Below are 23,467 nucleotides of genomic sequence, written 5' to 3' on the forward strand. Positions count from 1 at the left end.
CCGATTTGCACTAAGGCCGTCTGATTTGAAACAAGGTGCCCGGATTTGCACCAAGGCCGTCCGAATTAAAACAAGGGTGCCTGATTTGCATCAGACCACCCCATTCGCAGTAAGGCCCTACGATCTGAAATTAGGAATACCTACCAACATGACGCCGAAACTTGAAACCAGCCCTCACTCGTAAACGTGGAACGTCATGAGTTCGTGGATCATCTTCTTGACCTGGTCCTCATCCGGCGGCGTGTCGTCCGACCAGACGATCGAGCCGTCCTGGCGGTAGTCGCCGCCGTATCGCTTATTTTTGTAATGGAAGGAAAATGTCCAGCCCGGAAGCTGGCCTCCTTCGAACATCGGCTTGTACGTGAAATGCTGCAGCATGTCCCTCATCCCTTTCATGATGGCCGCCCCGAACGCATACCTTGGTGGAAAGGTGACGAAAGGATGCGACCGCGTGTTTACCGATCAGCTTCGCGAGGCGATCGAGGACGAGTACAAGGCGTACTACTTCTGCAAGTCGATGGCTTCGCTCACGAATGACCGGTATTGGCTCGACTTCATCCAGCATGCGATGGATGATGAGAAAAGCCATTACGAAATGTTCCAGCAACTCTATTATATGATGACGGGCGCCTACGTTCAAAGCCTCAGGAAGCCGGGTCCGGTGGACAACCTGAAGGGCGCATTGAAGCAGGCGATCCGGGATTCCTTGGAGGCGACCGACAAATATAAGGTGATGATGCTGGAATCGCCGCTACAGGAAGGGGTCAATCCTCTGTTTATCGCAATGCACGACGAAATGGAGCACGCCATCCGGTTCTCGATGATGTATAACGCCATCTGAGCGGTGGCGTTCCTTTTTCTGTATAACACTCTGTCTGTTATAATAAGACGGACACCAACAGAAAAAGGTGAAGTGATTGAACGCATTTCTTACCATCGCGTTGATGGCCGTGATCGGCGCCATCATCGGGGGCATGACGAACCATCTGGCGATTAAGATGCTGTTCCGCCCCCACGAGGCAAAATATATCGGAAACTGGCGGGTGCCGTTTACCCCGGGACTCATCCCGAAGCGGCGTGACGAGCTGGCCAGGCAGTTCGGCCGCATCGTCGTCGATTATCTCCTGACGCCGGAGACGTTCCGCAACAAGCTGTTCACGCCGGCCGTCCGCGAAAAGGCGGAGGGCGTCATCGGCCGCCTGATCGGCAAGCATGTATTCGGCGGGGATAAGACACTGTCGGACTGGCTGGACATGGCGGGCATGCGGGATGCGGACACCAAAATCGAGGCGGCCGCACTCCGGCTTGTCGACGGCCAGTTCGAAGAAGCGAAAAAGCGGCTCCTCACCGGCACGGTCGCGGAGCAGGTGCCCGCACGATGGATGGAAGAGGCTGAGGAGAAACTGCCGGAAATCCGGCGCTATATCCTGTCTCGCGCCATGGAATACGTGAACTCCTTCGAAGGACGGCAGACGATCCGAAAGATGCTCGACGACTTCCTTGAATCCCGCGGGACGTTCGGCGGCATGCTGCAGTCGCTGTTCGGAAACTCGGAAACCCTCGTCGACAAGATCCAGAGGGAAGGGCTTAAGTTCCTTTCCGCATCCGGAACCGCCCGTCTCTTGGATGGTCTGATTGAGGGAGAGTTCGAGAAACTGAAAAACCGCCCGGTCGAGGAACTCATTGGCGGATTTGACTGGGAAGGGCTGAAGACATCGGTCCTCGGGTATGTCAGGAAAGAGCTGGCCGCAGGCGAGCGGCTGGACCGCACGTTGAAGGATTACTGGCCGGAAGGCGAGGCATGGGTGGCACACAATGTGACACCCGCCCTCACCGACTTTGCCTTTAGCCAGGCGGAAGCGAAAATGGAAGAGGCGCTCGGCCGCCTGAAGATTGACCAGATGGTGAAAGAGCAGGTAGACTCGTTCCCGGTGTCCAGGCTGGAAGATCTGGTGCTCGGGATCTCCAGGCGGGAGTTTAAGATGATCACGGTCCTGGGAGCGGTCCTCGGCGGTCTGATCGGGATTATCCAGGGCCTGATCGTATTTCTAATTAACTGATTGGAGTGGTGGAGATGGCAGTGAATATTTACGATGACATCAACCGGCTGGAAGCGACCTTCCGCAAGACGGATGAATTCGCAGCGCTTGTCCGGGCGATCGAAAACGTCAAGGCGGACGAAGAGGCGCTGAACATTTTCCGGAACTTCCGGAAGATCCAGATGGACCTCCAGCAAAAGCAGATGGCCGGCGAGGAGATGGACGGGGACGTCCTGGAATACGCGCAGAAAACGGCGCAGCTTGCCCAGAACAATGCGAAGATCGCCGGCATGCTGCAGGCAGAAATGCAGCTGAGCCGCATCATTGAAGACGTCAACCGGATCCTCATGAAGCCGGTGCAGACACTGTACGAAGAAATCTGACTGAACGATCGGGCCGTCCGGGGCATTTTTTGCTCCCGGGCGGCTTTTTCGTATTTGTAAATCGGACGGCTTCTGTCGTGAACCGCTCCGCCTGTCCATACAATGTAGGAAAGTCTTCTGAATAGTGATGAGCGAGGCGAGCGAGAGGGGAGCGGCAAATGGATGTGCTGAAGGTTGCTGTGATCGGCACCGGGATGATTTCTGATTTTCATTTGCAGGCGTACAAGCAAAACAATCGGGTGAAGTTGTACGGGGTGTATGACTTGTCTGGGGGCCGGGCGGCGGAGAAGGCGGCGCGTTACGGAGTGGGGAAGGTGTACCGTTCGGTTGATGAGGTGTTTGCAGACCCGGAAGTGGATGCGGTCAGCATCTGCACGTGGAATCACACACATGCGGAGCTTGGCGTGAAGGCGCTGGAGAACGGGAAGCATGTGCTGATGGAAAAGCCGCTCGCGATGACTTATCCCGATGCGCTTCGGATCCGGGAGGCCGCAAAGGAACCGGCCATCGTGTTCCAGGTCGGCTTTGTGCGACGGTTCGCGGCAGGGACCCGTGTGCTGAAAACATTCATCGATGACGGACTGCTCGGAGAAATCTACTATGCGAAGGGCACACATCTACGAAGGGTCGGTAATCCCGGCGGGTGGTTCGCGGACCGCTCCCGGTCAGGCGGCGGACCGCTCATCGATCTCGGGGTGCATCTGCTGGATGTCTGCTGGTACTTGATGGGGAAGCCGGAAGTCGCCAGGATCAAGGGGGTGACGTTCAGCGAACTCGGAAACCGCGGCAATGTGGAAGCCCTCTCGTTTTACAAGGCGGCGGATTACAGTGCGGACCGGAACGACGTGGAAGACCTGGCGGCTGCGATGATCACGTTCAAAAACGGGGCGACGCTCATGCTCGACGTCTCGTTCAGCCTCCACGCGAAAAAGGACGAGACCGGAATCCGGCTGTACGGGAAAAAGGGAGGGGCTGAGTTGGAGCCGGAGCTTGTGCTCATGACCGAACAGAACCATACGATTTTGAACATCCATCCCCAGATCGACCATTTGACGATCGATTTTGATGAGGCGTTCGGAGCGGAAATCGACCATTTTGTCGCCTGCTGCCTGGACGGCAAAAAGTCTGAAGCGCCGCTTGAGGACGGGCTCGAAGTGATGAAGATGCTGGACGGTGTCTACGAATCATCAAAAACCGGACGGGAGGTCGTTTACGATCAGGCTGAATAATAAAGTCGGGATCATTACGGACAACTTGAGGCTGCCGGTGCGGGATGCGTTGGTGAAAGCGAAGGAAATGGGGGCTGATGGCGTCCAGATGTATGCCGTGTCGGGCGAACTGGACCCGGAGGAGATGTCTCCTGCCAAAAGGCGGGAACTGAAGGCGTTCATCGGCGGACTCGGTCTTGAAGTCTCGGCGCTGTGCGGGGACTTCGGCGGGCATGGATTCCAGGACCCGGCGGCGAACCCGGCGAAGATCGAGAAGTCCAAGCGGATCATCGACCTCGCCAAGGATCTCGGGACCGATATTGTGACAACCCATATCGGGATTGTGCCGGAAGATGAAACGGGCAGGACGTATGCCGTGATGCAGGAGGCCTGCGGGGAACTCGCGGCCTATGCGAAGGAGATGGACGGGTATTTCGCGATCGAGACGGGGCCGGAGACATGCAGGCGGCTTAAGGCGTTCCTGGACAGCCTTCCGGGTGACGGGGTATCGGTGAACTTCGATCCCGCGAACCTCGTCATGGTCACCGGTGACGATCCTGTGCAGGGGGTGCATGTGCTGAAGGAGTATATCGTCCACACGCATGTCAAAGACGGCATCCGGCTGCGGCCGGCCGATCCGCGCGATGTATACGGGATGTACAGATACGGCCCGGGCGGCTCCCACGGGGAAATTGCGGAAATGGTGGAACGGGGAGACTGTTTCCGCGAGGTCCCTCCCGGCGAGGGGGCGGTCGATTTTGACGCCTACTTCCGGGCGCTGCAGGAGATCGGATACGGCGGATACCTGACCGTGGAGCGGGAAGTGAGGACGAATCCGGTCCGGGATATAGCGGAAACTGTCCGCTTCATCAACAAGTACCGGCATCCGCCATGAGAAAGGAAGAATCATTCGGCGGAAGAAAATGAATTCGGGGGACCCGTCTGCTATAATTAAACGGAGATTTTTCATTCCACCGAAACAAGGAGAACAACATGAAACCAGTTTATATACAACAATCGTTCGAACAGGACTGGGTCCGGATGTTCCAGAACATCGCCAATCTGTTTTTCGAGGAAACCGAGATGGTCAAGGAGGAACCGGAGGACGGCGTCAGCGTCGCTTTCCATTGGTCCGAGGAAAACGGCATCATCCGCGGACAGGCGATGCTGCGGGAAGGCGGCCGCGAATTCACCGCTGCCTATGAAGAAAAGCCTGCGCACGGCGGCGACCCGAAAGCCGAGAAGCGCCAGCTGAAGCGGGTGCTTTCCCATGTCTTCCTTGACGTCCTCGAACAGTCAACGGGACTGATCCAGCCATGGGGCATCCTGACCGGCATGCGCCCGACGAAACTGTATCACAAAATGCGCCGGCAGGGTCTCACGCACGAGGAAATCTCGGAGCGGCTCATCAGCGAATACCGCATCACGCCGGAAAAGATCGAACTCATGGAAGACATCGTCGCCCGACAGCTGAAGATGATCCCGGACCTCGACCGGATCGGCGAGGAAGTCAGCGTCTATATTGGCATCCCGTTCTGCCCGACTAAGTGCGCCTATTGCACGTTCCCGGCATATGCGCTTCCGCGGCGGGGCACACGCGTCCAGTCATTCCTCGACGGTCTCCATGTGGAAATCGAAGAGATCGGCGCCTGGATGAAAGAAAAGGGCATCAAAGTGACGTCGGTTTACTTCGGCGGCGGCACACCGACCTCGATCGAGGCGCATGAAATGGATGCGCTCTATGAGACGCTGTACAAGTCGTTCCCCGACATCGAAAATGTCAGGGAAATCACCGTCGAGGCAGGACGACCCGATACGATCACGCCGGAGAAGATCGACGTCCTGAAAAAGTGGAACATTGACCGGATCAGCGTCAACCCGCAGTCTTACACCGACGAGACCCTGAAGGCGATCGGGCGGTTCCACACGGTGCAGGAGACGATCGACAAGTTCCGCTTGTCCCGCGACATGGGCATGAACAACATCAACATGGACCTGATCATCGGCTTGCCCAACGAAGGCACAGAAGAATTCGCGCATTCGCTTGCCGAAACGGAAAAGCTCCAGCCGGAATCGCTCACCGTCCATACGCTGTCATTCAAGCGGGCGTCCGAGATGACGCGCAACAAGTGGAAGTACAAGGTCGCCGACCGCGACACCGTCGTCGACATGATGTACATGGCTCAAAACTGGACAGCCCGGAACGGATACGTCCCGTATTACTTGTACCGCCAAAAAAACATCCTCGGCAACCTGGAGAACGTCGGCTATTCCAAGCCGGGCGAGGAAAGCATCTACAACATCGTCATCATGGAAGAAGTCCAGACGATCATCGGCCTCGGATGCGGCGCGTCAAGCAAGTTCGTCCATCCGGAAACCGGCCGCATCACCCAGTTCCACAACCCGAAAGACCCGTCCGCCTATATCCTGAGCTATTCGGAATCGATCGACAAAAAGATCGAGATGCTGGATGAGCTGTTCGGCGGAGCGGTACCGGCGAAATAAGGGGCCGGAAATCCGGTCCGAAAGCACTTGCGCCAAGTTTGGGCGCACTCGCGGCAGATTTTGAAGCACTTTTCCCGAATTTGGAGTCACCAGGCTATCATGCCCACTAACAAGACCCGACCGGATCTCCGGCCGGGTCTCTTTTTCAGTTTTCCAGATTGTCCGGATGGAAGGGCGAGTCCGGATGTTCCTCCACCACGCTGAACGTATTGCCGTCCAGGTCAAAGAAGTCGAAGGACTTCATGCCGTTTTCGTCCTTGATGGGCGTCGTGACGACCGCGCGGGTGCTGAGCTTCTGGTGAAGGGCGCGCGCATCCGGGACGAGCAGGTTGTAAAAGACGTGCCGCTCTTTTTCATCCGCAAGGAATTCCGTGCCTTGCCGGGTCTTCGTTCGAACGAGTGCAAGCTGGGCGGAGCCGTCCGGCAACGCATAGCCGATGCCGCCTTCCCATTCGCCGATCCGCTTGAGCCCGAGATGGGATTCAAACCATTCGGCAGAATGATCCAAATCCGATACCGGAACAAAAATGCTACCGATTTTCATGATCAAGTTCCTCCCTGAGAACATTTCTTCCCGTTCATTATAGCGGATTTGCCAAGAGTAGGGGCGATAGGGACACGGAAAGGCGTTGCTGATAAAAAAATCTGAACGGAATAAAGGGAAACGCCCGGACGGTCACGAAAGCCTAGAGTGGTGAACGACTATTCATATTTATAGGAAGAGGTGTCGTTTTTGGCTTACGAAACAATCCGCCTTGAGCGGGAAGGAAGGCTGGCGCGAGTCGTCCTGAACCGTCCCTATTCGATGAATGCGATGAACAGCGTGATGATGAAGGAACTGGCCGATGCTTTTGAAGAACTCAAAGAAGACCGTTCTGTCCAGGTCGTCATTCTGAAAGGGGAGGGCCGGGCGTTTTCCGCCGGCGGCGACATCAAGCAGATGATCGACCCGGAAAACCCGATGGATCTGAGCGCCGTCATGAAAGACATCAGCCGCCTGGCCATTGCGCTCTATACGCTGCCGCAGATCACGATCGCTTCGGTGCATGGGGCTGCCGCAGGCCTCGGCTTCAGCATGGTCCTCGCATGCGATGTGATCATCGCCGAGAAGTCGTCGAAGCTTGCGATGAACTTTATCGGCATCGGTCTCGTTCCGGACGGAGGCGGCCACTTCTTCCTGAAGGAGCGGATCGGCGTGCCGAAAGCCAAGCAGATGATCTGGGCGGGCGATGTCATGCCGGCCGAGCAGGCGGCGGGCTGGGGACTGATCGACGAAGTCGCCCAGGACGACACCGCGCATAAGGAATCGGAAGGAATGGCGCAAAAGCTTCTGTCCACACCGATCAGCGCGATGATCGCTTCGAAGGGCATCCTCCACACGTCCCGTCTTGAGGAGTTGCGGAGCGTCCTTGAACTCGAGGCCGACGCCCAGCAGGCGATGCGGAAAACGTCGGACCATAAAGAAGGCATCAGGGCGTTCGTTGAAAAACGCAAGCCGGCATTTACAGGACAATAAAAAGGAAACCCGCAGTATCCGTTGGAACGGATGCCGCGGGTTTTTCTGTATCAGGAATGGAACAGCAGCAATTTACCTTCCGGAGAGGCCAGGCGGTGGGTCTGTTCGGACAACTCCTTTTCTTCAAGGAGCGCGCGACCCTTTTCCTTCGCCGCGTCGTCATGCTCTGCTTCGAATGTTTCCTCCGTGATCAGTTCCCCGTCGTGCTTGTAAGCCGTCAGTTTGTACGTCTTCATTTCCACATCCCCCTTTCGATTCTATCCCCATTATAAAAGATATTCTGAAAAAATGAACGAATTCTGTAAAGGTTGCTTGACGTTTCGGGTAAAGTAAAGTAAGTTTTACGTAAAGGTAACTTTACTTCAACCGTGCAATGATCCGGTTTCGCCTTTGCAAGCTGCCGCCGGTGGTCAGGTTTCTCCATTCATTATCCAGGTTTCGTCATTCATCCCGATTGTTTCGTCATTCCATGACTCGGGCCGGATGAATGGCGAAAGTGAGACGCCGAATGACGAAACCGCAGCGCTGAATGACGAAACCACCTGTCGCACTGCATCCGCATGATGCCTATGCTTGCGAGCGATGATCCGGCGGTTTCCGGGAGGGACAATCATGAAGCCAAGTGAACAATTTCAGAAGGGGTTCTTATTTACATTAATGATCCTTACAGGACTATGGGGCGTCAGCAGAGCGGCAAACCAGTTGATGAGCGGAAGCTTCGATTGGCTTGCGGCGGTGGTCCCGTTCATGATGACGTTTGTTCTCTTTTTTCATCTGATGGTGTTTCAGCACCGGAGCAAGGAGGATGAGCGCTGGCGCCGGATCATGGAACGGTCTTTTTTCTTCAGTTCCGTGATCGTGATGACGGCGCTTGCTGCGTTCGCCCTGTTTCTGGCGCCGCACCTGACCGATTGGACAGCGCTTCAGGCTGTTCTTGCCATCTTCGTGCTTTTCGGATTGGCCAATGCAGTGACCACGATTGTCTTGACGAAGAGGATGTAGGAGGAAGCCATGAAAAACTATATCAGGGATAATCGGTCCGAGCGCGGGATGACGCAGGATGACCTCGCCGAGGTGCTCGGCGTTTCCAGGCAGACGATTATCTCGCTGGAAAAAGGGCGGTACAACCCGTCGCTGGAACTGGCATTCAAGCTGGCTGGCGTATTCGGCTGCCGCATCGAAGACTTATTCGACCCGGAGGAGGAGTGACGATGTACGAAGGATTTGAACTCGGTTCGTTTATGGCGGGCCTGCCGCTCGGATTCCTGATCGCAGCCATTGTCCTGTTCTTTAGCTGGAGGAAAGGAAAGAAGGAGCGGCGATACGACGAACGGTTCCATGCGATCCATAACTGGGCGCGGTCGTTTTCCTGGGTCGCCACAACAATTGTGATCCTCGTTGCCTGGGCGGTTGTGATGATCATCGAGCCGGTCGGTACGGCCTTTTTCGTTCTGATGGCGGTCTATATGCTGCATATGATTTCTTATATTGTCGGCGCGGCCATCGCCTCCCGGAGGTATTAAGTTGAAACCTGCAGCGTGAACGAACCGTAAAGGAAATGAAGGGGGAGAGACGATGGCGCTCGATTTAAATCATGTAACGAAGAAGTTCGGGGAGTTTACGGCGGTCGACGACCTGTCACTCGCAATCGGGGAAGGGACAATGTACGGCTTTCTCGGGGCGAACGGGGCGGGCAAGACGACGACATTCCGGATGATCCTCGGGCTCCTCAACCCGACTGAAGGACGCATCACCTGGAAGGGGAAGCCGATTGACTACGGAACCAGTCATAAGATCGGCTACTTGCCGGAAGAACGCGGCCTTTATCCGAAAATGAAGGTGGAAGAACAGCTGATCTTCCTTGGAAAACTCCGAGGCATGCACCGGCTCGACGCGAAAGCGGCGATCCGTGAATGGCTGGACCGCTTTGAAGTCCCCCAGTATCTCAACAAAAAAGTCGAAGAGCTCTCCAAAGGGAACCAGCAGAAAATACAGGTGATTGCGGCACTGATGCATAAACCGGAGCTGGTCATCCTCGATGAACCGTTTTCCGGACTCGACCCGGTCAATGTGGAAATGCTGAAAAGCGCGGTCAAGGATGTGCGTGACCAGGGTGCGACAATCGTGTTCTCCAGCCACAGGATGGACCATGTCGAGGAATTGTGCGAACAGCTGAGCATCGTCCACAGGGGCCAGCAGATCGTGGAAGGGTCCCTGCGCGATGTCAAGCGGTCGTTCGGCAGGCAGAATGTCCGGATCCGGTCTGACTATGACTTGACAGCCCTTCAGACCGTACCGGGCGTTCGCAGCGCCTCCTATGCGCTGAACGGGGCGGTCTTCCAGGTGACCGAGGACGACACGGCGCACCGGCTGCTGCAGGAGGCGCTAAAGGCCGGACCGGTCAGCCACTTCAGCATCGAAGAGCCGTCACTGCAGGATATCTTCATCGCGAAAGTGGGGAACGAGCATGCGTGAATTCTGGATCATCTTCAAGCAGGCCTTCATGAGCAAGGCGAAGTCGAAAACCTTTCTTATCACGACAGCCGTGGCCGTCGCAGGCATCTTCCTGCTGGCGAACATCACGACGATCATCGAGGCGTTCGATGATGGGGAGAAGGAAGGCACGGCCATTCCGGTCGTGGCGGACAATGAAGCGATCGTGGACCGGCTCGGCCGGCAGCTTGCGGCGATGGGCGAGGAAACCGAATTCGAAGTGACCGGGGATTCGCGGGCTGCACTTGAAGATCAGCTGAAGGAAGGTGAAATCGAGTCGTTCCTGATTCTCCAGGCACCGGATGGCAATGCAATCCAGGCGGAATATGTGTCGGAAAGCACGGAGTTGTTCGGCTTTCCGATGATGCTGCAGGAAGCCCTGCAGTCCATACAGACCGAGATGCGGGCCGACGAGATGGAACTGGCGCCGGAACAGGCGGCCGCGCTGTTCGAGCCGGTCGTCTTTGAGCAGACGGCGGTTTCTTCTTCCGGCAAGACGGAAGAGGAAATGAACCAGGCACGGATCCTCGTGTATGTCCTCATGTTCCTCATCTATTTTGCAGTCATCATGTACTCCAACATGATCGCGACGGAAGTGGCGACCGAGAAATCCTCGCGCGTCATGGAAATCCTGATCTCCAGCGTTTCTCCGGTCAAGCACATGTTCGCGAAAGTGCTCGGCATCGGTACGCTCGGCCTCGGGCAGATGCTGCTGTTCGGGATTTCCGGATACTTGGCGGTCAAGTCCTCCTCTGCCGTTTCCGATTTGTCCGAGGGCTTCTTCTCGGAGATGGGGCTCGGAAACATCCCGGCAAGCACCATCATCTACGCAATCCTGTTTTTTGTCCTCGGCTACTTCCTGTACGCGGTTCTTGCGGCGCTGCTCGGGTCGCTTGTCAGCCGGACAGAGGATGTCGCCTCGTTGATCACGCCGCTGACATTGATCATCGTCGTGGCGTTCATCATCGCGGCGACGGGCCTGTCGAATCCGGATGCGGCATTCGTGACCTATTCGTCTTATGTGCCGTTTTTCGCGCCGCTCGTCATGTTCCTTCGCGTCGGCCTGCTTGACCTCCCGTGGTGGGAGCCGGCGTTCGCCATCGGGCTCATGGTGCTGACGATCGGGGTGCTCGGCTGGTTCGGCGCGCGCGTCTACAAAGGCGGCGTCCTCATGTACGGCCCGTCCCGCTCGCTGAAAGACCTGAAAAAGGCGATGCAGCTCGGGAAGGAATAATGGATTTTCGCCTCCGCTACGGCGGGGGTTTTTTATTTTGGACACCTGAAAGTGATGACCCGGTGTTTGAGTATGATGAATGAGTGCTTGAAAGTGACGAAAGAGCCGGCGAGAGTGACGATAGACGGGCTAGTTTCTAATGCGTGCGTTCATAAGAGGGATTTGGCAAATCTCATTTCCAAGCCCTCCGCTGATATGATAGAATAAGAACAAACATTCGCTTTAAGAGGAGGTGTCCGGATGACGATCCGATTCATCCATGCGGCCGACCTGCACTTGGGGAGTCCGTTCAAAGGCTTTGCCGGTCTGCCCGGCAAGATGGCGGAAACGGTCCGCGAAAGCACATTCACGGCGTTCCGCAATCTGATCGGCCATGCGAGCAGGACGCGGCCGGATTTTCTGCTGATTGCCGGTGACGTATACGACGGCGAGGACCGGAGCCTGCGGGCGCAGGAGCAGTTCCGCCAAGGCATGGAAATGCTCCGCGGGGCAGGCATTCCCGTCTTTGTCAGCCACGGGAACCATGACCACCTGGCGGGTTCCTGGGTCCGTTTTTCCCTGCCGGACAATGTCCGCGTGTTCGGCCCGGAAGTGGAGAAGGCGGAGTTGACCATCCGCGGGACCACCGTGACCATCCACGGATTCAGCTATCCGGAGCGGCATGTGACCGAACCGGTCATCGGGCGCTACCCGCCGGCGGGAGGCGATGCCGTCGAAATCGGGATGCTTCACGGGAGCATCCGCGGGGACGAGGCGCACGATGTGTACGCGCCGTTCACGAAGGACGAGCTCCTTGAAAAAGGTTACGACTATTGGGCGCTCGGCCATATCCATAAGCGCCAGTTGCTCCACGAACAGCCGCCGATTGTCTATCCCGGAAGCCTTCAGGGCCTTCACCGGAAGGAAAGCGGTGCGAAGGGATTTTATGACGTGGCGATCGGACGGGGGAAAGCGTCGCTTGAGTTCATTCCTGCGGGCGCGCTCGTCTTCGGCCAGGCTGAAGTGGAGTGCGCCGGCATCCGTCACGCCGACGAGTGGCTGGAACGCTGCATGGACCGGATCCGGGCATTCCGGAAAGCGAACGGCCCCGGGCTGCTCGACCTCCGGCTCAGCGGAATCGATGAAGGGGCCGAAGGGATGTTCAATGATGCCCCGGAATCCGAATGGCTGGAGTTCATCCGGGAAGCGGCCATGCGCGACTGCCCGGATGTCGGCATCCACCGGATCACCTGGGAGCGTGCTGCCGCTCCGGCGGTCCCGGGCGGGCTGTTCCGCGACGTGCTGGATGAACTCGTCAGCTGGGACGCGGACGGCTGGAAAAGCAGGCTGACCGACTTGTACGGCCACCGCCAGGCGTACCGGTTCACCGGCCGGCTGGACGAGGAAAGCATCAGGGAAATCAGGGAAGAAGCGGACCGGCTGCTCACGGAAGGACTGATGAAGGGGGGACGGGCGGAATGATGACCATCACGAAGCTCGTCATCTACGGGTTCGGCAAGCATGAGAATGTGACGATCGACCTTCAACAGGGCATCAATGTGCTGTACGGGCCGAACGAAGCGGGAAAGACGACCATCCGCCAGTTTATCCTCCACACGCTGTTCGGCTTCCCGCAACGGGGAAGTTCGCTTCTCCGGTACGAACCGAAAACAGGCGGGGCATACGGCGGACAGGTCCACGTGACCGACAGCGAATTCGGCCCCTGTGTGATCGAACGGATTGCCGGCCGCTCCGCCGGCGAAGTGACCGTCCGCTTTCCGGACGGCAGGGAAGAAGGAGAGGATACGCTCGGGCGGCTGCTCCGCGGCTATGACCGGCAATCGTTCGAATCCATCTTCTCGTTCTCGCTCCTGCAGCTCCAGGAAATCGGCCGGATGAATGAAGAAGAACTCGGCGAGGCGCTGATCGCTTCCGGAACGACCGGTGCGGAAGATCTTGCAGGGTTCAAAGCGCAAATGGAAAAAGAGATGGACGGTCTGTTCAAGAAGTCCGGCCGGGTTCCCCGGATGAATGTCTTATTAACTGAGCTGAAGGAAGCCGAGGACAAGATCGGGGAGTACCGGAAAAAGTCGGATGCCTATGCCCCCATGAAAGAGCGGGCGGCGGAAATCGCCCTTCGATTAAATGAGATAGCAGAAGAGGAAGCGGCAATTACCGCCGATCAGGAACGGCTGTCGGTCCTCAGGCAGGCGGCTCCGCTTGAAATCGAGCGTCTGCGGGCAGAAGAAGAGCTGCAGGAAATCGGCGATGCGCCTTTCCCGGCAGACGGGATTCGCCGGTACGAGGCGCTGAAGGACCGCAAGATGGCCGCAGACGCAGCGATCCGGAATCTTCAGGAGCGGATCGCCGCCGCCGGCAGAGAGATGCCGGAAGAGCCGGATGCGGAGCGGCTATCAAGCCTCCGGTCGGTTCTCGCGGAAGAAGCCGCCTGGCATGAAGCGCATTCCATGGAGACAAGCGCGGAACTATCCCTTCGGGAGCTTGCCGGCATGAAGGACGGCCTCCTTGCGCGTCTCGGCCTGGATGACGGAGAGAGGTTCGCCGGGGCGGATGCCTCGATCCGGAAAGAGGAAGAACTTCACGGTCTGTCCCAAGAACATGACCGTGCATTCAGAAATCTTGAGCGGCTGGATGAGCGGATGGCCGAAAAGACAGCCGAGGCCGGCCGGATTGCTCAAGAACGGGCCGCACTTGAGGCATCCGGCCCGGAGGACGAAGAGATCGAATGGGCATCGAAATGGCCCACGCTCAGAAAGCGCCTTGTGGCTGCTGAAGCCAAGCAAAGGGGGCAGACCGACAGCCGGCTGCCGATCCTCATTCTCGCTGGCCTGGCTGTACTGATTATCGCTATGGCCATTTTCTCGGAAAACTGGCTGTTTGCTGCTGCGGGAGTGGTGGCGGGTGTCGCTTCCGTTTACCTCCTCTTAAAGGGGGGAGGCGGTGATGATGGGCTGACGGAGGACGAACGCCGGCTTCTCAGCCGTTACGGCGGAAGGGAAGAGGAACTGGACCGCAGGGCAGAACGGGTAGGCCGGCACTTTGCCGAATTGGACCGGCTCATCGAAGACGAAGAACGGCTCCGGAGCGAGGCGGCGGAAATCCGCAGTTTAAGGCAAGCCGCTGCCGCAACCCTTGATCATGCCGAAAACCGTTTGGGCGCATTTCTCGAAGCATACGGCATCACCGGCAGGCTGCCTGCCGCCATCGTGCCGGAACTGTTCCGGCTGGTCCGGGAACTTCAGGAAACGATGCGCCGTATCCGTTCGGAAGAAGAGAAGCGGAACCGGGCAATCCGGATATCCGGTTCCATCAGGAGCCGCGCGCATCATCTGATCGGGCATGCCGTCCCGGATCCGCTTCTGTTCTCCGCCCTTAAAAAAGCGGAGAGGGACCTTGTGCGGGATGCCGAGACGAGGGAGCGGCTGTTTGAAGAACAAAAAAGACTGGTAGAGGAGCGGGATGAAGCAAAAAGCCTCACTGCAGCTCTCGAAACCGAAATCGGTGTGCTGTTGGATGCAGCGGCAGCTGCCGATGAGCAGGCGTTTTACGAAGCTTCCGGGCAAGCCGGGAGAAAAGCGGAGCTTCTGGAGACGCTCAGACGAATCGGCGAGCAGCTCAAGCAAATCGGCGCCCCCATTGCGGAAGATATTCCGGACATCGGTGAAATCGGCCTCCGGATGGAAAGGAACCGAAGATCCCTGGAGTCGCTCCTGGATGACCGGAACCGTCTGCTCAAAGAACAGGCCGAATTGGAAGCCCGGATGAGTCATCTTGTGGCGGATACCGCATATGATGCCCTGTTGCAGGAATTCGAAGAAAAGAAGGCGGTGTTCCGGGGGTACGCCGTGGAATGGGCTGCCCGGAAAGCCGCCGTCTCGGCGATTGAAGCAGCCACAGGCAGGCTCAAGGAGGAGAAGCTTCCGGACGTCATCGGGCGGGCTTCCGGTTGGTTCAGAAATCTCACCGGCGGTGCCCATTCGGCACTTGTGCTGACTCGCGGCGGCCGGATCGAGGCGGAAGGGGCGAACGGTCTGCGGTTTGATCTGCATGAGCTGAGCCAGGCGACAAAGGAGCAGGCCTATATCTCCATGAGGCTGTCCCTTGCCACTTCCCTGCTGGAATCGGCCCCGTTCCCGATCATCATGGATGATCCGTTCGTCCACTTCGACCGGGTGCGGCTCGGCAATATGATAAACTTATTGGAAGAATTGAAGATTCATCACCAGTTCCTGTATTTCACCTGCCACAAGGAGATGGCCGGCGCCTTCAACGAGGCTGCCGTCATCAGCGTGGCCGAAGCCGGGAGCGAAAGGGGAGTGCTCAAATGAAAGGAATCGGAACCGAAACAAAAGGAATCGGAACCTATAAAACAGGCGAGCGTGTCGATCTGTTCATGCTCATCAAGCAGGCGACCAAGGGTATCACGACGACGGGAAGCCCGTTCATGACGCTGATTCTGCAAGATAAAACGGGGGATATCGAAGCGAAGCTGTGGGATGCGAAAGAGGAGCACGAGAAGATGTTCCAGCCGGCATCGATTGTGCGGGTCGGCGGCGATGTCCATGAGTACCGGGGCAGAAACCAGCTCCGCATCAAAAGCATCCGTCCGGCCAAGCCGGATGAGCCGATCCAGATTTCCGATCTTGTACCGAGCGCCGAAAAATCAAAAGAAGAACTTTATGAAGAACTATCTCCCTATATCTTCGAAATCACCAACCCGAACATCCAGCGCATCACGAGGCATTTGCTGAAGCAGCATCGGGAGTCGTTCCTCGTCTACCCGGCGGCAACGAAAAATCATCACGACTACGTATCGGGCCTGCTCGACCATGTCGTCTCGATGCTGCGCCTCGGCAAGGCGATCGCCGAACTGTATCCTACCCTGAACAAGGACCTTCTTTACGCGGGGATCATCCTCCATGATGTCGGCAAGGTCGTGGAACTGTCCGGCCCGGTCGGTACCGTTTATACGCCAACGGGCAATCTCCTCGGCCATATCACGATCATGGTCAACGAAATCGCCATGGCCGCAAAAGAGCTCGGCATCGAAGGGGAGGAAGTCGTACTCCTGCAGCATATGGTGTTGAGCCACCACGGCAAGGAAGAATGGGGCAGTCCGAAGCGCCCGATGCTGAAAGAAGCGGAAATCCTTCATTACATCGACAATATCGACGCCAAGATGAACATGCTTAACCGGGCACTGTCAAAGGCAGAACCCGGAGAATTCACGGAGCGGCTATTCCCGCTGGATAACCGCCAGTTCTATAAGCCGACGTTCGAATGAGCATGGCCTTATATCAAAAGAGCCCGACTCCATGAGTCGGGCTCTTTTAAATGACGCTACATGTTTTTGCTTTGCTGAAGCAACTTGGAAACACCTGTCCGTTCCCATTCCTCCACTGTCTCATACGCTTGTTCAGGGGAATAGCCCTTGCCGACAAGAACCCCCATAAGAATGAATTCCTGGAGGATATGTGTCGGATTGATGCCCCGTTTGACATCGTCCAATCCTTCATTCACTAAGTATTCCGTGTGGCGGACCCAATCATCAGGGGTCTTGCCGTCAATCATCACAGCTTCTCCTGTCTCCTGCCGGCGGCGCTGCATTCTTGACTTGGCATCCGCTTTTGTAGGGTCCACTGTATTAGCCGGGTGGTTGGGCGGGGCATAGATGGAATACAACTTCATGGGCGTGCTGCCGGTATTGGTCACATTGTGCCACGTGCCGGAAGGAACCATGATGGCGGAATCATCCTGGACGTTCCTGACAAAATCCAGACGGTCTTTTCTCTTGCCCATCTGGACAAATCCCTGGCCCTGTTCAATGCGCAAAAACTGATCGACTACGGGATGGATTTCCAGTCCGATGTCTTCACCGGGATTGATGGACATTAACGTAACCTGCAAATGAGGCCCGGTCCAAAGGGTCGTCCGGTAATTCTGGTTGAGCCTGGCTGCCCGGTTGATATTGATAGTGAATGGGTCGGGTCCGTAATCTCTCAACACTTGTGAGGACATTCCTTGATTCACCGGATCAGGTGCATGCGGATAGGCGTAAGAAGTCCCAGCGGGGTAGGCCCAATAGTACGGGATTCCGGCATAATGGCCAGGGTAAAGGGAAGGTGAATACCCGTAAGGCTGTTGATGCATCTAGTTCAATCCTTTCAAACAGACTTAGGTATCATCATATGCCCAGGAATCTAAATTGTGCTTGAATGCAAAAAAGCCGAACAGAAAGTCCGGCTCTAAGTGAAGTCAATTTTGCTGCTGTTCAGCCATCAATTGGGTCCGCAGCTGCTGGATCACTTCTTTTGAGGCGGGTGCGGCAGGTTTATAATGCCCTTTCTGAAGGGCGTAGCTGTAGAGTGTCCGCTGGCGCGACTCGTCCCGGTTTCTCAATTGGATCAGTGTCTGCCTGAGCGCTGAGTTATTTGTCTGGGCAATGACGTTGGCATAGCCGGTCAGGCTTGCATTTAAACCGGCCAAATAGTCATTCACCATTTCTTTATCCTGGAACATGAACATCCTCCTTAATTCAAATAGGACAAAAGCTCCTGTTGTGCTTGCTTGGCGGCTTGTGCGTCCCGACCGAAAAGGGTTTTCAGCTCAGGGTCTGCACAGCGCTGGGCATACTCTTCCAACTTCTTGGAGACATTGCCATGACCGCCGATCAGACTTCTCAAATGTTCGACTTCGAGTTCAGTTAAATCGTGGTTCATATCGCACCTCCTTTTTCATCCAATATCCCCATCCATATGGAAGTTCATACTGCCCGCTGCCCAATTCGTCCAAACCAAAAGTGCCCCGGACATCATTGTCCGGGGCGGAGGGGATTCATCCGAGAAGACGCATCATCCGTACACTATTCAGGTTGTGTCCATCAAAATCTTCTTCGAATTCAGCGACGGTGCTGAAGCCACGTGCTTCATAGAACCGTCTTGCATTCCCGTTGTCCCGTTCCACAGTGATGTACAGGCGCTCGGTGTCTGTCAGGCCGGAAATTCCGCTCTCAAGCAGAGCGGTCCCGAGCTTCTGTCCCTGGCAGGCGGGGAGAAGGTAGATTGCAGAGAGCTCGGCGTCTCCGGGTTCCGGCAGTCGGAAAAAGTTGGCGAAGCCGACAACGGAACCGTTTTGTTCAGCTACATAAAGAATGGACTGCTCCAGCCGCATCTTTAAGGATGTCGGGCTATAGGCTGCTTCCAGGAAGCGCTCCCGGATTTCCCGCGGTATGATTCCTTCATACGTATCATGCCAGCTTTCAGCGGCAACCTGCCGGACTGCGGCGATGTCGTTCACGTCCATTTTTCGGATCATGGCTGTCCCTCCCCGGATCAATTTCAATGAGTATAACAAAAATGGACCGGTACCCGTATTGGATATCGGTCCATTGTCCATTATTTTTTCTGTTCGGAATCCGCTGCCGGACCGTAGAACTGGTCAAGCGCGTCTTTCAGGTCTTCATCCTTGATTTTGATGTCAGCGTCCTTGAGCATCTTGGACAGCTTGTCCATCAGGGCGTTCGGATCGGCCTTCTTCTGAAGAAGCTCGTCTTTGATCTCGGCGCGGCGCTCGTCGGTGACGTCTTCTTTCTTCTCGGCATCTTCCGCTTTGCGTGTATCGGTCACCTGGATGATGTGGTAGCCGAAGTCGGACTTGACCGGGTCGCTGATTTCGTCGACTTTGAGGTTATAAGCCGCATCTGTAAAGTCGGCAACCATTTTGTCGGGGCCGAACCAGCCAAGCTCGCCGCCGGATTCCTGAGCGGCCGGCTCAGTGGAGTATTCTTTCGCCAGCTTGGCAAAGTCGCCGCCTTTATCGAGCTTGGCTTTGACTTCTTTTGCCGTTTCTTCGTCCTCCACCAAGATGTGGCGGGCGTTCAGCTCTGTGCCCATGCGGTCGATGTACTTGTCGACTTCTTCATCGGTCACTTCCACGCCGTCTGTCAGTGCCTTTTCCTGAAGCAAGTTAAGCTTGATCATGTCTTTGTAGCTTTCTTCCGTGTACCCTTGCTGGGCCAGGAAGGAGTCAAAGCCGTCACCGGCCTGCTCTTTCATGTCGTTATATTTCTTGTCGATTTCTTTCTGGTCGACATCGTATTTATCGTCGAGTACCTTTTCGATGACCATCAGCTGGAGCGCTTGCTCGCCGACAGTTGTCTTCATTTCCTCATACAGATCCTGTTGTGTGATGTCGCCCACTTTGGACGTGACAAGCACGTCTTCTCCTGCGTTGTTGCTGCAGGCGGAGAGGGCAAGCACCGATGCGGCGAAAGTGGCCGCGATTACAGATTTCTTCATTTTAAACTCCCCTTCTGGTTGTGTAAACAAAAGTAAATATATCATAAAAACGCGCCGGCTACAAAAAGGTTCCCGGCAAATGCCCACAGACCCCTTTCTCCCGCGCATACGATACGGGAGAGAAGGGAGGTGATCACATGAGCGGAGGTTTCAACTACGGCGGCGGCTTCGCCTTGATCGTCGTCCTTTTCATCCTGCTGATCATCGTCGGGGCAGCGTACGTCTACTGATGAATGAGGGCCGGCCGGCATGATCCCCCTTCGGCCGTGCCGCCTGAATAACAGCAGCGAAGGGAAAGGACCGGTATGGCCGGCGGATTGTCCGGTGTACTAAAGGAGATGCCGGCACAAAATACCGTCCTACCGTCGAATGAAAAACGTCCATCCCCCGGAGACCCGGGTGGATGGACGTTTATTATTTTTATGGTTCAGGAGATGGCAGTCATGATCTCGACAAAGAACGAGATGATTAATATGGTAATGAGGATGTTGACCGTCTGATAAATTTTCGGCTGCTTTTCCTCGGGGATTTCCCTGACTTCACAGAGGGCATAGGTCATCTTGTTGATCTGGAACAGATAGAAGATCGAGAACAGCACAGTGACAAGAATGATCATTCCATTTCCCCCTTTCTGCACGACTATTGACTTAGCATAACAGAAGAACGGTTAAAAGAAAACCGCTCATTCTGGCAGCGGGACCAGAATTTCGTAGCCGTCGTCATTTTCCTCGATGTAGGACGATTTGGGCGAACGGGAGAGATTCTTGACATACACAAAGTCGATCAGGCAGATGCCGCAGTGAAAAGCGAGCAGCGCCGTGAAATAATGCGAGAACACCGGGAACAGGATCCCGCCCGCAACAAACAGCGGGTTCAGGATAAAGAACGGTGCCACGAGCGAGAGGGCAAAGCGCTTTTTCGGAATCGGCTCGCGGATGCGCAGCAGGAAGAGCGGGAAAAACGACCAGTCCCGGTTGATGACAAGCGTGATCCGCTTGCGGTATTTCCACAGTGCCGCAAAGTGCAGCATTTTGTGCGCAGGATAAAGCAGGATCACCCCTGTGAGAAACAATGCGAAAAACGCGTCTGTCTTCCCGCTTTCCCGTGTCAGTTCAAATCCGATATATGAAACAATGAAGACGGCAATCATCAGAATGGAAGAAAGCAGGAACAAACGGCTGAGCCCGTAGTGTTTCTTCACATTGATGGTCTTCCAGCATCGCATCAGCTGCATCTCCTTTTATGGATTCCCAAGATGGATGATACATACCGTACTGCGATTTGCGATAAAAATCAACCGTTTTAGACGAAAAAAAGCGAGATTAGGAAACTCCGTCTTTCTCCTCCCGGGAAAGTTCTTCCGCTTCGCCGGCAAGGGCACCGACCGCCCCTTGTGAAGGTCCGTTATCTTCCTGCCCGTACAGCCGATCCATGTTCCTGAATCCCTGTTCGAAAATATCCATGAAATCATCTCCGTAGATGTTGCGGATCACGGCCATCAGTTCGATGAACTCGGGGAAACGTCCGTAAAGCTGGCGCACGGGAAGGGAGCCTGTTAAAACAGAATGTTCTGTGTCAAAATAATGGTTGTTGATCTCGAGCAGGAGCTTACTGCCCTGTCCGGTCACTTCAACATATGTACTGCGCTTGTCATCTTCCCGTTTTGAGAAAGACAAATAACCGCGTTCCTCCAATTTTTTTGAAAAGTTGAATGCTGTTGACACATGCATGACGCCGAACTTCGCAACTTCAGAGATGGTCGCGCCTTTGAGATGCGCTGCAATCCAGAGAATGTGATGTTCATTGATGTTCAGGCCGAATGGCTTGATCCAATGCTGCCAGTCTTTTTCCACGGCTTTCCACAGTGCTTTTGAAAGCTGGGCCATCCGCTGGCTGTACAACATGGCTTCTGGCATTGTATAGGATTGTTCTGCCAAGTCCCCACCTTCTTTCTCAATCTTCGGATAGTTTATAAATAGTATATCAGTAAAATACATAGGAAAGAAGGGTTTCCGTAACAATCGTTACATTTTGAGAGTGAAGGAGGAAATCCGGGGCCGTTCATGGTGGGGGAAGGTAAGGAGAGAAATGCAATAGAGAAGGACTCCAGCCGGTTTCACCGGGCTTTTGGAGTCCTTTTGACCCGGGAAAACCGCCGGGTGGATGCAGGTTATGAGGGAGACGGCCAGAGTCGCGGATTGGTCTCTGCTGCCTGAATATTATTATCGGCAGAGCCTCATTTCTTGATAGTGCTGACCGCCTGTTCCAGCTCGGCGATGGAAGTCTGGATCTGCTGGACACGCTTCTGGATCCTTTCGCGGTTCAGTTCCGAGTCGCGGTTCCAGATATCAACCGATGTTTTCAGCTCATCCGCAACTTCCGGTAAGCGGTCTTTTGCTTCGTTGACCAGATGCTTGACCGAAGCCTTCAGGTCATTCGTTTTCGCTTTTACATCTTCGATTTTCGGTTTCAGATTGTCGGACGAGCTCTTGACCGAATAGCGCAGCTCTTTGCCGGACTGAGGCGCGCTCAGCAGGACCGCTGCGGCGCTTCCGGCGGCACCGGCGAGGAATCCGAGGAAAAATGATGATGCTTTCATGAGAGCACTCTCCCTTCTCTATATCGTTCAATATTCCTTTCCGCTTCTTTATTAAAACATGCAAAGAGTGGAGGACACAACAAACGGACACCCCGGCAGCTCCCTGCCGGGGTGTCCGTTCCGATCAGTGGGACGGGGCAGGCGCGTAGTTCGAGCGCTGCGCAAGCCGGAGAACGATCGGATAGATGATAAAGAAGGCGATGGCATTCATAACGATGGCCGGCAGGACGACCGTCAGGAACAGCGCCAGGAACGGGAAGTCCCCGCCGAGCAAGAAAATCGCGACGGACAGGAAAATCGAACCCGACAGGACCGTTCCAAGCGCGGCCAGAACTGTTGCCGCGGCCAGTTTGTCGGCGAGTTTCCCGAGAAGGAGCACCACGCCGAAGAAGACGATCCCGGTCACCGTCTTGTCGATGACGTTCGGGATGAATCCGCCGGGGAATGTCGTGAACAGGCCGGACAGGATGCCGGTCGACACGGACATGACGAGTACGCTCCTGATGTCGCGGAACAGCAGGATGCCGATGAACATCATCGTCAGCATAAAGTCCGGCTTCATGCCCCCGTTAATCCCCGGGATCACCAGGTACAGCGCCGTCCCGATCCCGATCAGTAAAGCCATCAAAACCAGATTTTTCGTTTTCATTGCTCATCTCTCCTCAGCTAAGCTAAATTTGCTACCCCCGGCGTGCCCTCATGGCCGACAGCGGGTTGCGTAGTCCGATTGTACCGTTTTTGGTTGGAAATTTCAATCCATCAGTTTTTAATCTGTGCTCCGATCGCTTCGGCGATTTCCTTCAATTTTTCTTTCGGGAATTCGTCTTCCTTTGTTTCCCAATGCAGCCCGAACCCGTCCGTCTGGCGGTCGTAGCGCGGGATGAAGTGGAGGTGGAAGTGATAGACGCTCTGGCTGGCCGCCGCTCCGGTGTTGTTCAGCAGGTTCATGCCGGCCGGCTCGAACTCGGCTTTCAGTGCGCGGGCGATCTTTGGTGCTGCCGAGAACAGCTGTGCCGCTTCGTCTTCGCTGAACTCATAAATGTTCTCGCGGTGCACTTTCGGAATCAGCAGGACATGGCCTTTCGTCGTCGGCATAATGTCCATGAACGCAAGGACGTGCTCGTCTTCATAAACTTTGGCTGCCGGAATTTCCCCTTCCACCATCTTGCAGAAAATGCATTCTGTCATTGGTC

30 protein-coding genes are annotated in these 23,467 nt (G+C 55.7%); 16 read left to right on the top strand and 14 right to left on the bottom strand.

Going from position 1 to position 23,467, the window contains the following annotated elements; translation table 11 throughout:
- Positions 1-174: 174 nt before the first annotated feature.
- Positions 175-378 (bottom strand): YheE family protein, encoded by a 204-nt coding sequence (locus BLT01_RS09710; RefSeq protein ID WP_092097491.1) that lies wholly within the window; start codon positions 376-378, stop codon positions 175-177.
- Between the two features lie 73 nt (positions 379-451).
- On the opposite strand from BLT01_RS09710, the gene BLT01_RS09715 reads away from it, so the two are divergent.
- From BLT01_RS09715 to BLT01_RS09740, 6 genes are all read left to right on the top strand, one after another.
- Positions 452-841 carry a ferritin-like domain-containing protein gene (locus BLT01_RS09715; RefSeq protein WP_092097580.1) on the top strand — a complete coding sequence of 130 codons (390 nt, stop codon included), beginning with the start codon at positions 452-454 and terminating at the stop codon, positions 839-841.
- Positions 842-917: 76 nt separating this feature from the next.
- Positions 918-2,060: a DUF445 domain-containing protein gene (locus BLT01_RS09720; RefSeq protein ID WP_092097492.1), complete on the top strand. Its 1,143-nt coding sequence runs from the start codon at positions 918-920 to the stop codon at positions 2,058-2,060.
- A gap of 14 nt (positions 2,061-2,074) precedes the next feature.
- The gene (locus BLT01_RS09725) at positions 2,075-2,422 is read left to right on the top strand and encodes a YlbF family regulator (protein WP_092097493.1); all 348 of its coding nucleotides are present in this window, start codon (positions 2,075-2,077) and stop codon (positions 2,420-2,422) included.
- A 158-nt stretch (positions 2,423-2,580) separates the two neighbouring features.
- A complete protein-coding gene (locus BLT01_RS09730; RefSeq protein WP_092097494.1) occupies positions 2,581-3,651 on the top strand; it encodes a Gfo/Idh/MocA family protein in 1,071 nt (356 codons plus the stop codon).
- Positions 3,596-4,525: a sugar phosphate isomerase/epimerase family protein gene (locus BLT01_RS09735; RefSeq protein WP_245696910.1), complete on the top strand. Its 930-nt coding sequence runs from the start codon at positions 3,596-3,598 to the stop codon at positions 4,523-4,525. The genes BLT01_RS09730 and BLT01_RS09735 overlap by 56 nt, the downstream gene beginning before the upstream one ends.
- A 98-nt stretch (positions 4,526-4,623) precedes the next feature.
- On the top strand, positions 4,624-6,135 hold the full coding sequence (locus BLT01_RS09740) for a coproporphyrinogen III oxidase (RefSeq protein ID WP_092097495.1): 1,512 nt from the start codon (positions 4,624-4,626) through the stop codon (positions 6,133-6,135).
- Positions 6,136-6,280: 145 nt separating this feature from the next.
- On the opposite strand, the gene BLT01_RS09745 is transcribed toward BLT01_RS09740, so the two are convergent.
- A complete protein-coding gene (locus BLT01_RS09745; RefSeq protein WP_245696911.1) occupies positions 6,281-6,679 on the bottom strand; it encodes a VOC family protein in 399 nt (132 codons plus the stop codon).
- A 189-nt stretch (positions 6,680-6,868) separates the two neighbouring features.
- On the opposite strand from BLT01_RS09745, the gene BLT01_RS09750 reads away from it, so the two are divergent.
- The gene (locus BLT01_RS09750) at positions 6,869-7,651 is read left to right on the top strand and encodes an enoyl-CoA hydratase (protein WP_092097496.1); all 783 of its coding nucleotides are present in this window, start codon (positions 6,869-6,871) and stop codon (positions 7,649-7,651) included.
- A gap of 50 nt (positions 7,652-7,701) precedes the next feature.
- Here BLT01_RS09750 and BLT01_RS09755 read toward each other — a convergent pair whose 3' ends face one another.
- Complete coding sequence (locus BLT01_RS09755) at positions 7,702-7,887, bottom strand: YhzD family protein (protein ID WP_092097497.1); 186 nt, start codon at positions 7,885-7,887, stop codon at positions 7,702-7,704.
- 376 nt (positions 7,888-8,263) lie between these two features.
- Here BLT01_RS09755 and BLT01_RS09760 point away from each other — a divergent pair, with 376 nt between their 5' ends.
- The 8 genes from BLT01_RS09760 to yhaM all read left to right on the top strand — a co-directional run bounded on the left by BLT01_RS09760 (position 8,264) and on the right by yhaM (position 16,662).
- On the top strand, positions 8,264-8,653 hold the full coding sequence (locus BLT01_RS09760) for a hypothetical protein (protein WP_125904257.1): 390 nt from the start codon (positions 8,264-8,266) through the stop codon (positions 8,651-8,653).
- A 9-nt stretch (positions 8,654-8,662) separates the two neighbouring features.
- Positions 8,663-8,860: a helix-turn-helix transcriptional regulator gene (locus BLT01_RS09765; protein ID WP_092097499.1), complete on the top strand. Its 198-nt coding sequence runs from the start codon at positions 8,663-8,665 to the stop codon at positions 8,858-8,860.
- A 2-nt stretch (positions 8,861-8,862) separates the two neighbouring features.
- A complete protein-coding gene (locus BLT01_RS09770; protein WP_092097500.1) occupies positions 8,863-9,174 on the top strand; it encodes a hypothetical protein in 312 nt (103 codons plus the stop codon).
- Positions 9,175-9,226: 52 nt separating this feature from the next.
- The gene (locus tag BLT01_RS09775; RefSeq protein WP_092097501.1) at positions 9,227-10,126 is read left to right on the top strand and encodes an ABC transporter ATP-binding protein; all 900 of its coding nucleotides are present in this window, start codon (positions 9,227-9,229) and stop codon (positions 10,124-10,126) included.
- Positions 10,119-11,378, top strand: a complete 1,260-nt coding sequence (locus BLT01_RS09780) for an ABC transporter permease (RefSeq protein WP_092097502.1) — start codon at positions 10,119-10,121, stop codon at positions 11,376-11,378. The genes BLT01_RS09775 and BLT01_RS09780 overlap by 8 nt, the downstream gene beginning before the upstream one ends.
- A 240-nt stretch (positions 11,379-11,618) precedes the next feature.
- Complete coding sequence (locus BLT01_RS09785; RefSeq protein ID WP_092097503.1) at positions 11,619-12,839, top strand: metallophosphoesterase family protein; 1,221 nt, start codon at positions 11,619-11,621, stop codon at positions 12,837-12,839.
- Positions 12,836-15,706, top strand: a complete 2,871-nt coding sequence (locus BLT01_RS09790; protein WP_092097504.1) for an ATP-binding protein — start codon at positions 12,836-12,838, stop codon at positions 15,704-15,706. Before BLT01_RS09785 ends, BLT01_RS09790 begins: the two co-directional genes overlap by 4 nt.
- Positions 15,703-16,662, top strand: coding sequence for a 3'-5' exoribonuclease YhaM (gene yhaM / locus BLT01_RS09795; RefSeq protein ID WP_092097505.1), 960 nt, complete (start codon positions 15,703-15,705; stop codon positions 16,660-16,662). The genes BLT01_RS09790 and yhaM overlap by 4 nt, the downstream gene beginning before the upstream one ends.
- A 56-nt stretch (positions 16,663-16,718) precedes the next feature.
- Here the strand turns inward: yhaM and BLT01_RS09800 are convergent, their stop codons facing one another.
- From BLT01_RS09800 to BLT01_RS09820, 5 genes are all read right to left on the bottom strand, one after another.
- Positions 16,719-17,270 (bottom strand): cupin domain-containing protein, encoded by a 552-nt coding sequence (locus tag BLT01_RS09800; protein WP_312024145.1) that lies wholly within the window; start codon positions 17,268-17,270, stop codon positions 16,719-16,721.
- 363 nt (positions 17,271-17,633) lie between these two features.
- Positions 17,634-17,897, bottom strand: coding sequence for a spore coat protein (locus tag BLT01_RS09805; RefSeq protein WP_092097507.1), 264 nt, complete (start codon positions 17,895-17,897; stop codon positions 17,634-17,636).
- Between the two features lie 11 nt (positions 17,898-17,908).
- On the bottom strand, positions 17,909-18,097 hold the full coding sequence (locus tag BLT01_RS09810; RefSeq protein ID WP_092097508.1) for a hypothetical protein: 189 nt from the start codon (positions 18,095-18,097) through the stop codon (positions 17,909-17,911).
- Positions 18,098-18,212: 115 nt separating this feature from the next.
- The gene (locus BLT01_RS09815; protein WP_176765117.1) at positions 18,213-18,680 is read right to left on the bottom strand and encodes a GNAT family N-acetyltransferase; all 468 of its coding nucleotides are present in this window, start codon (positions 18,678-18,680) and stop codon (positions 18,213-18,215) included.
- A gap of 92 nt (positions 18,681-18,772) precedes the next feature.
- The gene (locus BLT01_RS09820; protein WP_092097510.1) at positions 18,773-19,675 is read right to left on the bottom strand and encodes a peptidylprolyl isomerase; all 903 of its coding nucleotides are present in this window, start codon (positions 19,673-19,675) and stop codon (positions 18,773-18,775) included.
- Positions 19,676-19,812: 137 nt separating this feature from the next.
- Between BLT01_RS09820 and BLT01_RS09825 the strand changes: the two genes are divergently transcribed.
- On the top strand, positions 19,813-19,905 hold the full coding sequence (locus BLT01_RS09825) for a YjcZ family sporulation protein (protein ID WP_008300760.1): 93 nt from the start codon (positions 19,813-19,815) through the stop codon (positions 19,903-19,905).
- Between the two features lie 197 nt (positions 19,906-20,102).
- Here BLT01_RS09825 and BLT01_RS09830 read toward each other — a convergent pair whose 3' ends face one another.
- The 6 genes from BLT01_RS09830 to BLT01_RS09855 all read right to left on the bottom strand — a co-directional run bounded on the left by BLT01_RS09830 (position 20,103) and on the right by BLT01_RS09855 (position 23,462).
- A complete protein-coding gene (locus tag BLT01_RS09830; RefSeq protein ID WP_008300758.1) occupies positions 20,103-20,291 on the bottom strand; it encodes a hypothetical protein in 189 nt (62 codons plus the stop codon).
- 66 nt (positions 20,292-20,357) lie between these two features.
- Positions 20,358-20,900: a DUF3267 domain-containing protein gene (locus BLT01_RS09835; protein WP_092097511.1), complete on the bottom strand. Its 543-nt coding sequence runs from the start codon at positions 20,898-20,900 to the stop codon at positions 20,358-20,360.
- A gap of 97 nt (positions 20,901-20,997) precedes the next feature.
- On the bottom strand, positions 20,998-21,591 hold the full coding sequence (locus tag BLT01_RS09840) for an HTH-type transcriptional regulator Hpr (protein ID WP_245696915.1): 594 nt from the start codon (positions 21,589-21,591) through the stop codon (positions 20,998-21,000).
- 320 nt (positions 21,592-21,911) lie between these two features.
- Positions 21,912-22,274 (bottom strand): YtxH domain-containing protein, encoded by a 363-nt coding sequence (locus BLT01_RS09845; RefSeq protein WP_092097513.1) that lies wholly within the window; start codon positions 22,272-22,274, stop codon positions 21,912-21,914.
- 124 nt (positions 22,275-22,398) lie between these two features.
- Positions 22,399-22,923 (bottom strand): tryptophan transporter, encoded by a 525-nt coding sequence (locus BLT01_RS09850; protein WP_092097514.1) that lies wholly within the window; start codon positions 22,921-22,923, stop codon positions 22,399-22,401.
- Between the two features lie 110 nt (positions 22,924-23,033).
- Positions 23,034-23,462, bottom strand: coding sequence for an HIT family protein (locus tag BLT01_RS09855; RefSeq protein WP_092097515.1), 429 nt, complete (start codon positions 23,460-23,462; stop codon positions 23,034-23,036).
- Positions 23,463-23,467: the final 5 nt, after the last annotated feature.

The sequence above is a fragment of the Bhargavaea beijingensis genome, from assembly GCF_900101985.1.
Lineage (GTDB): Bacteria > Bacillota > Bacilli > Bacillales_A > Planococcaceae > Bhargavaea > Bhargavaea beijingensis.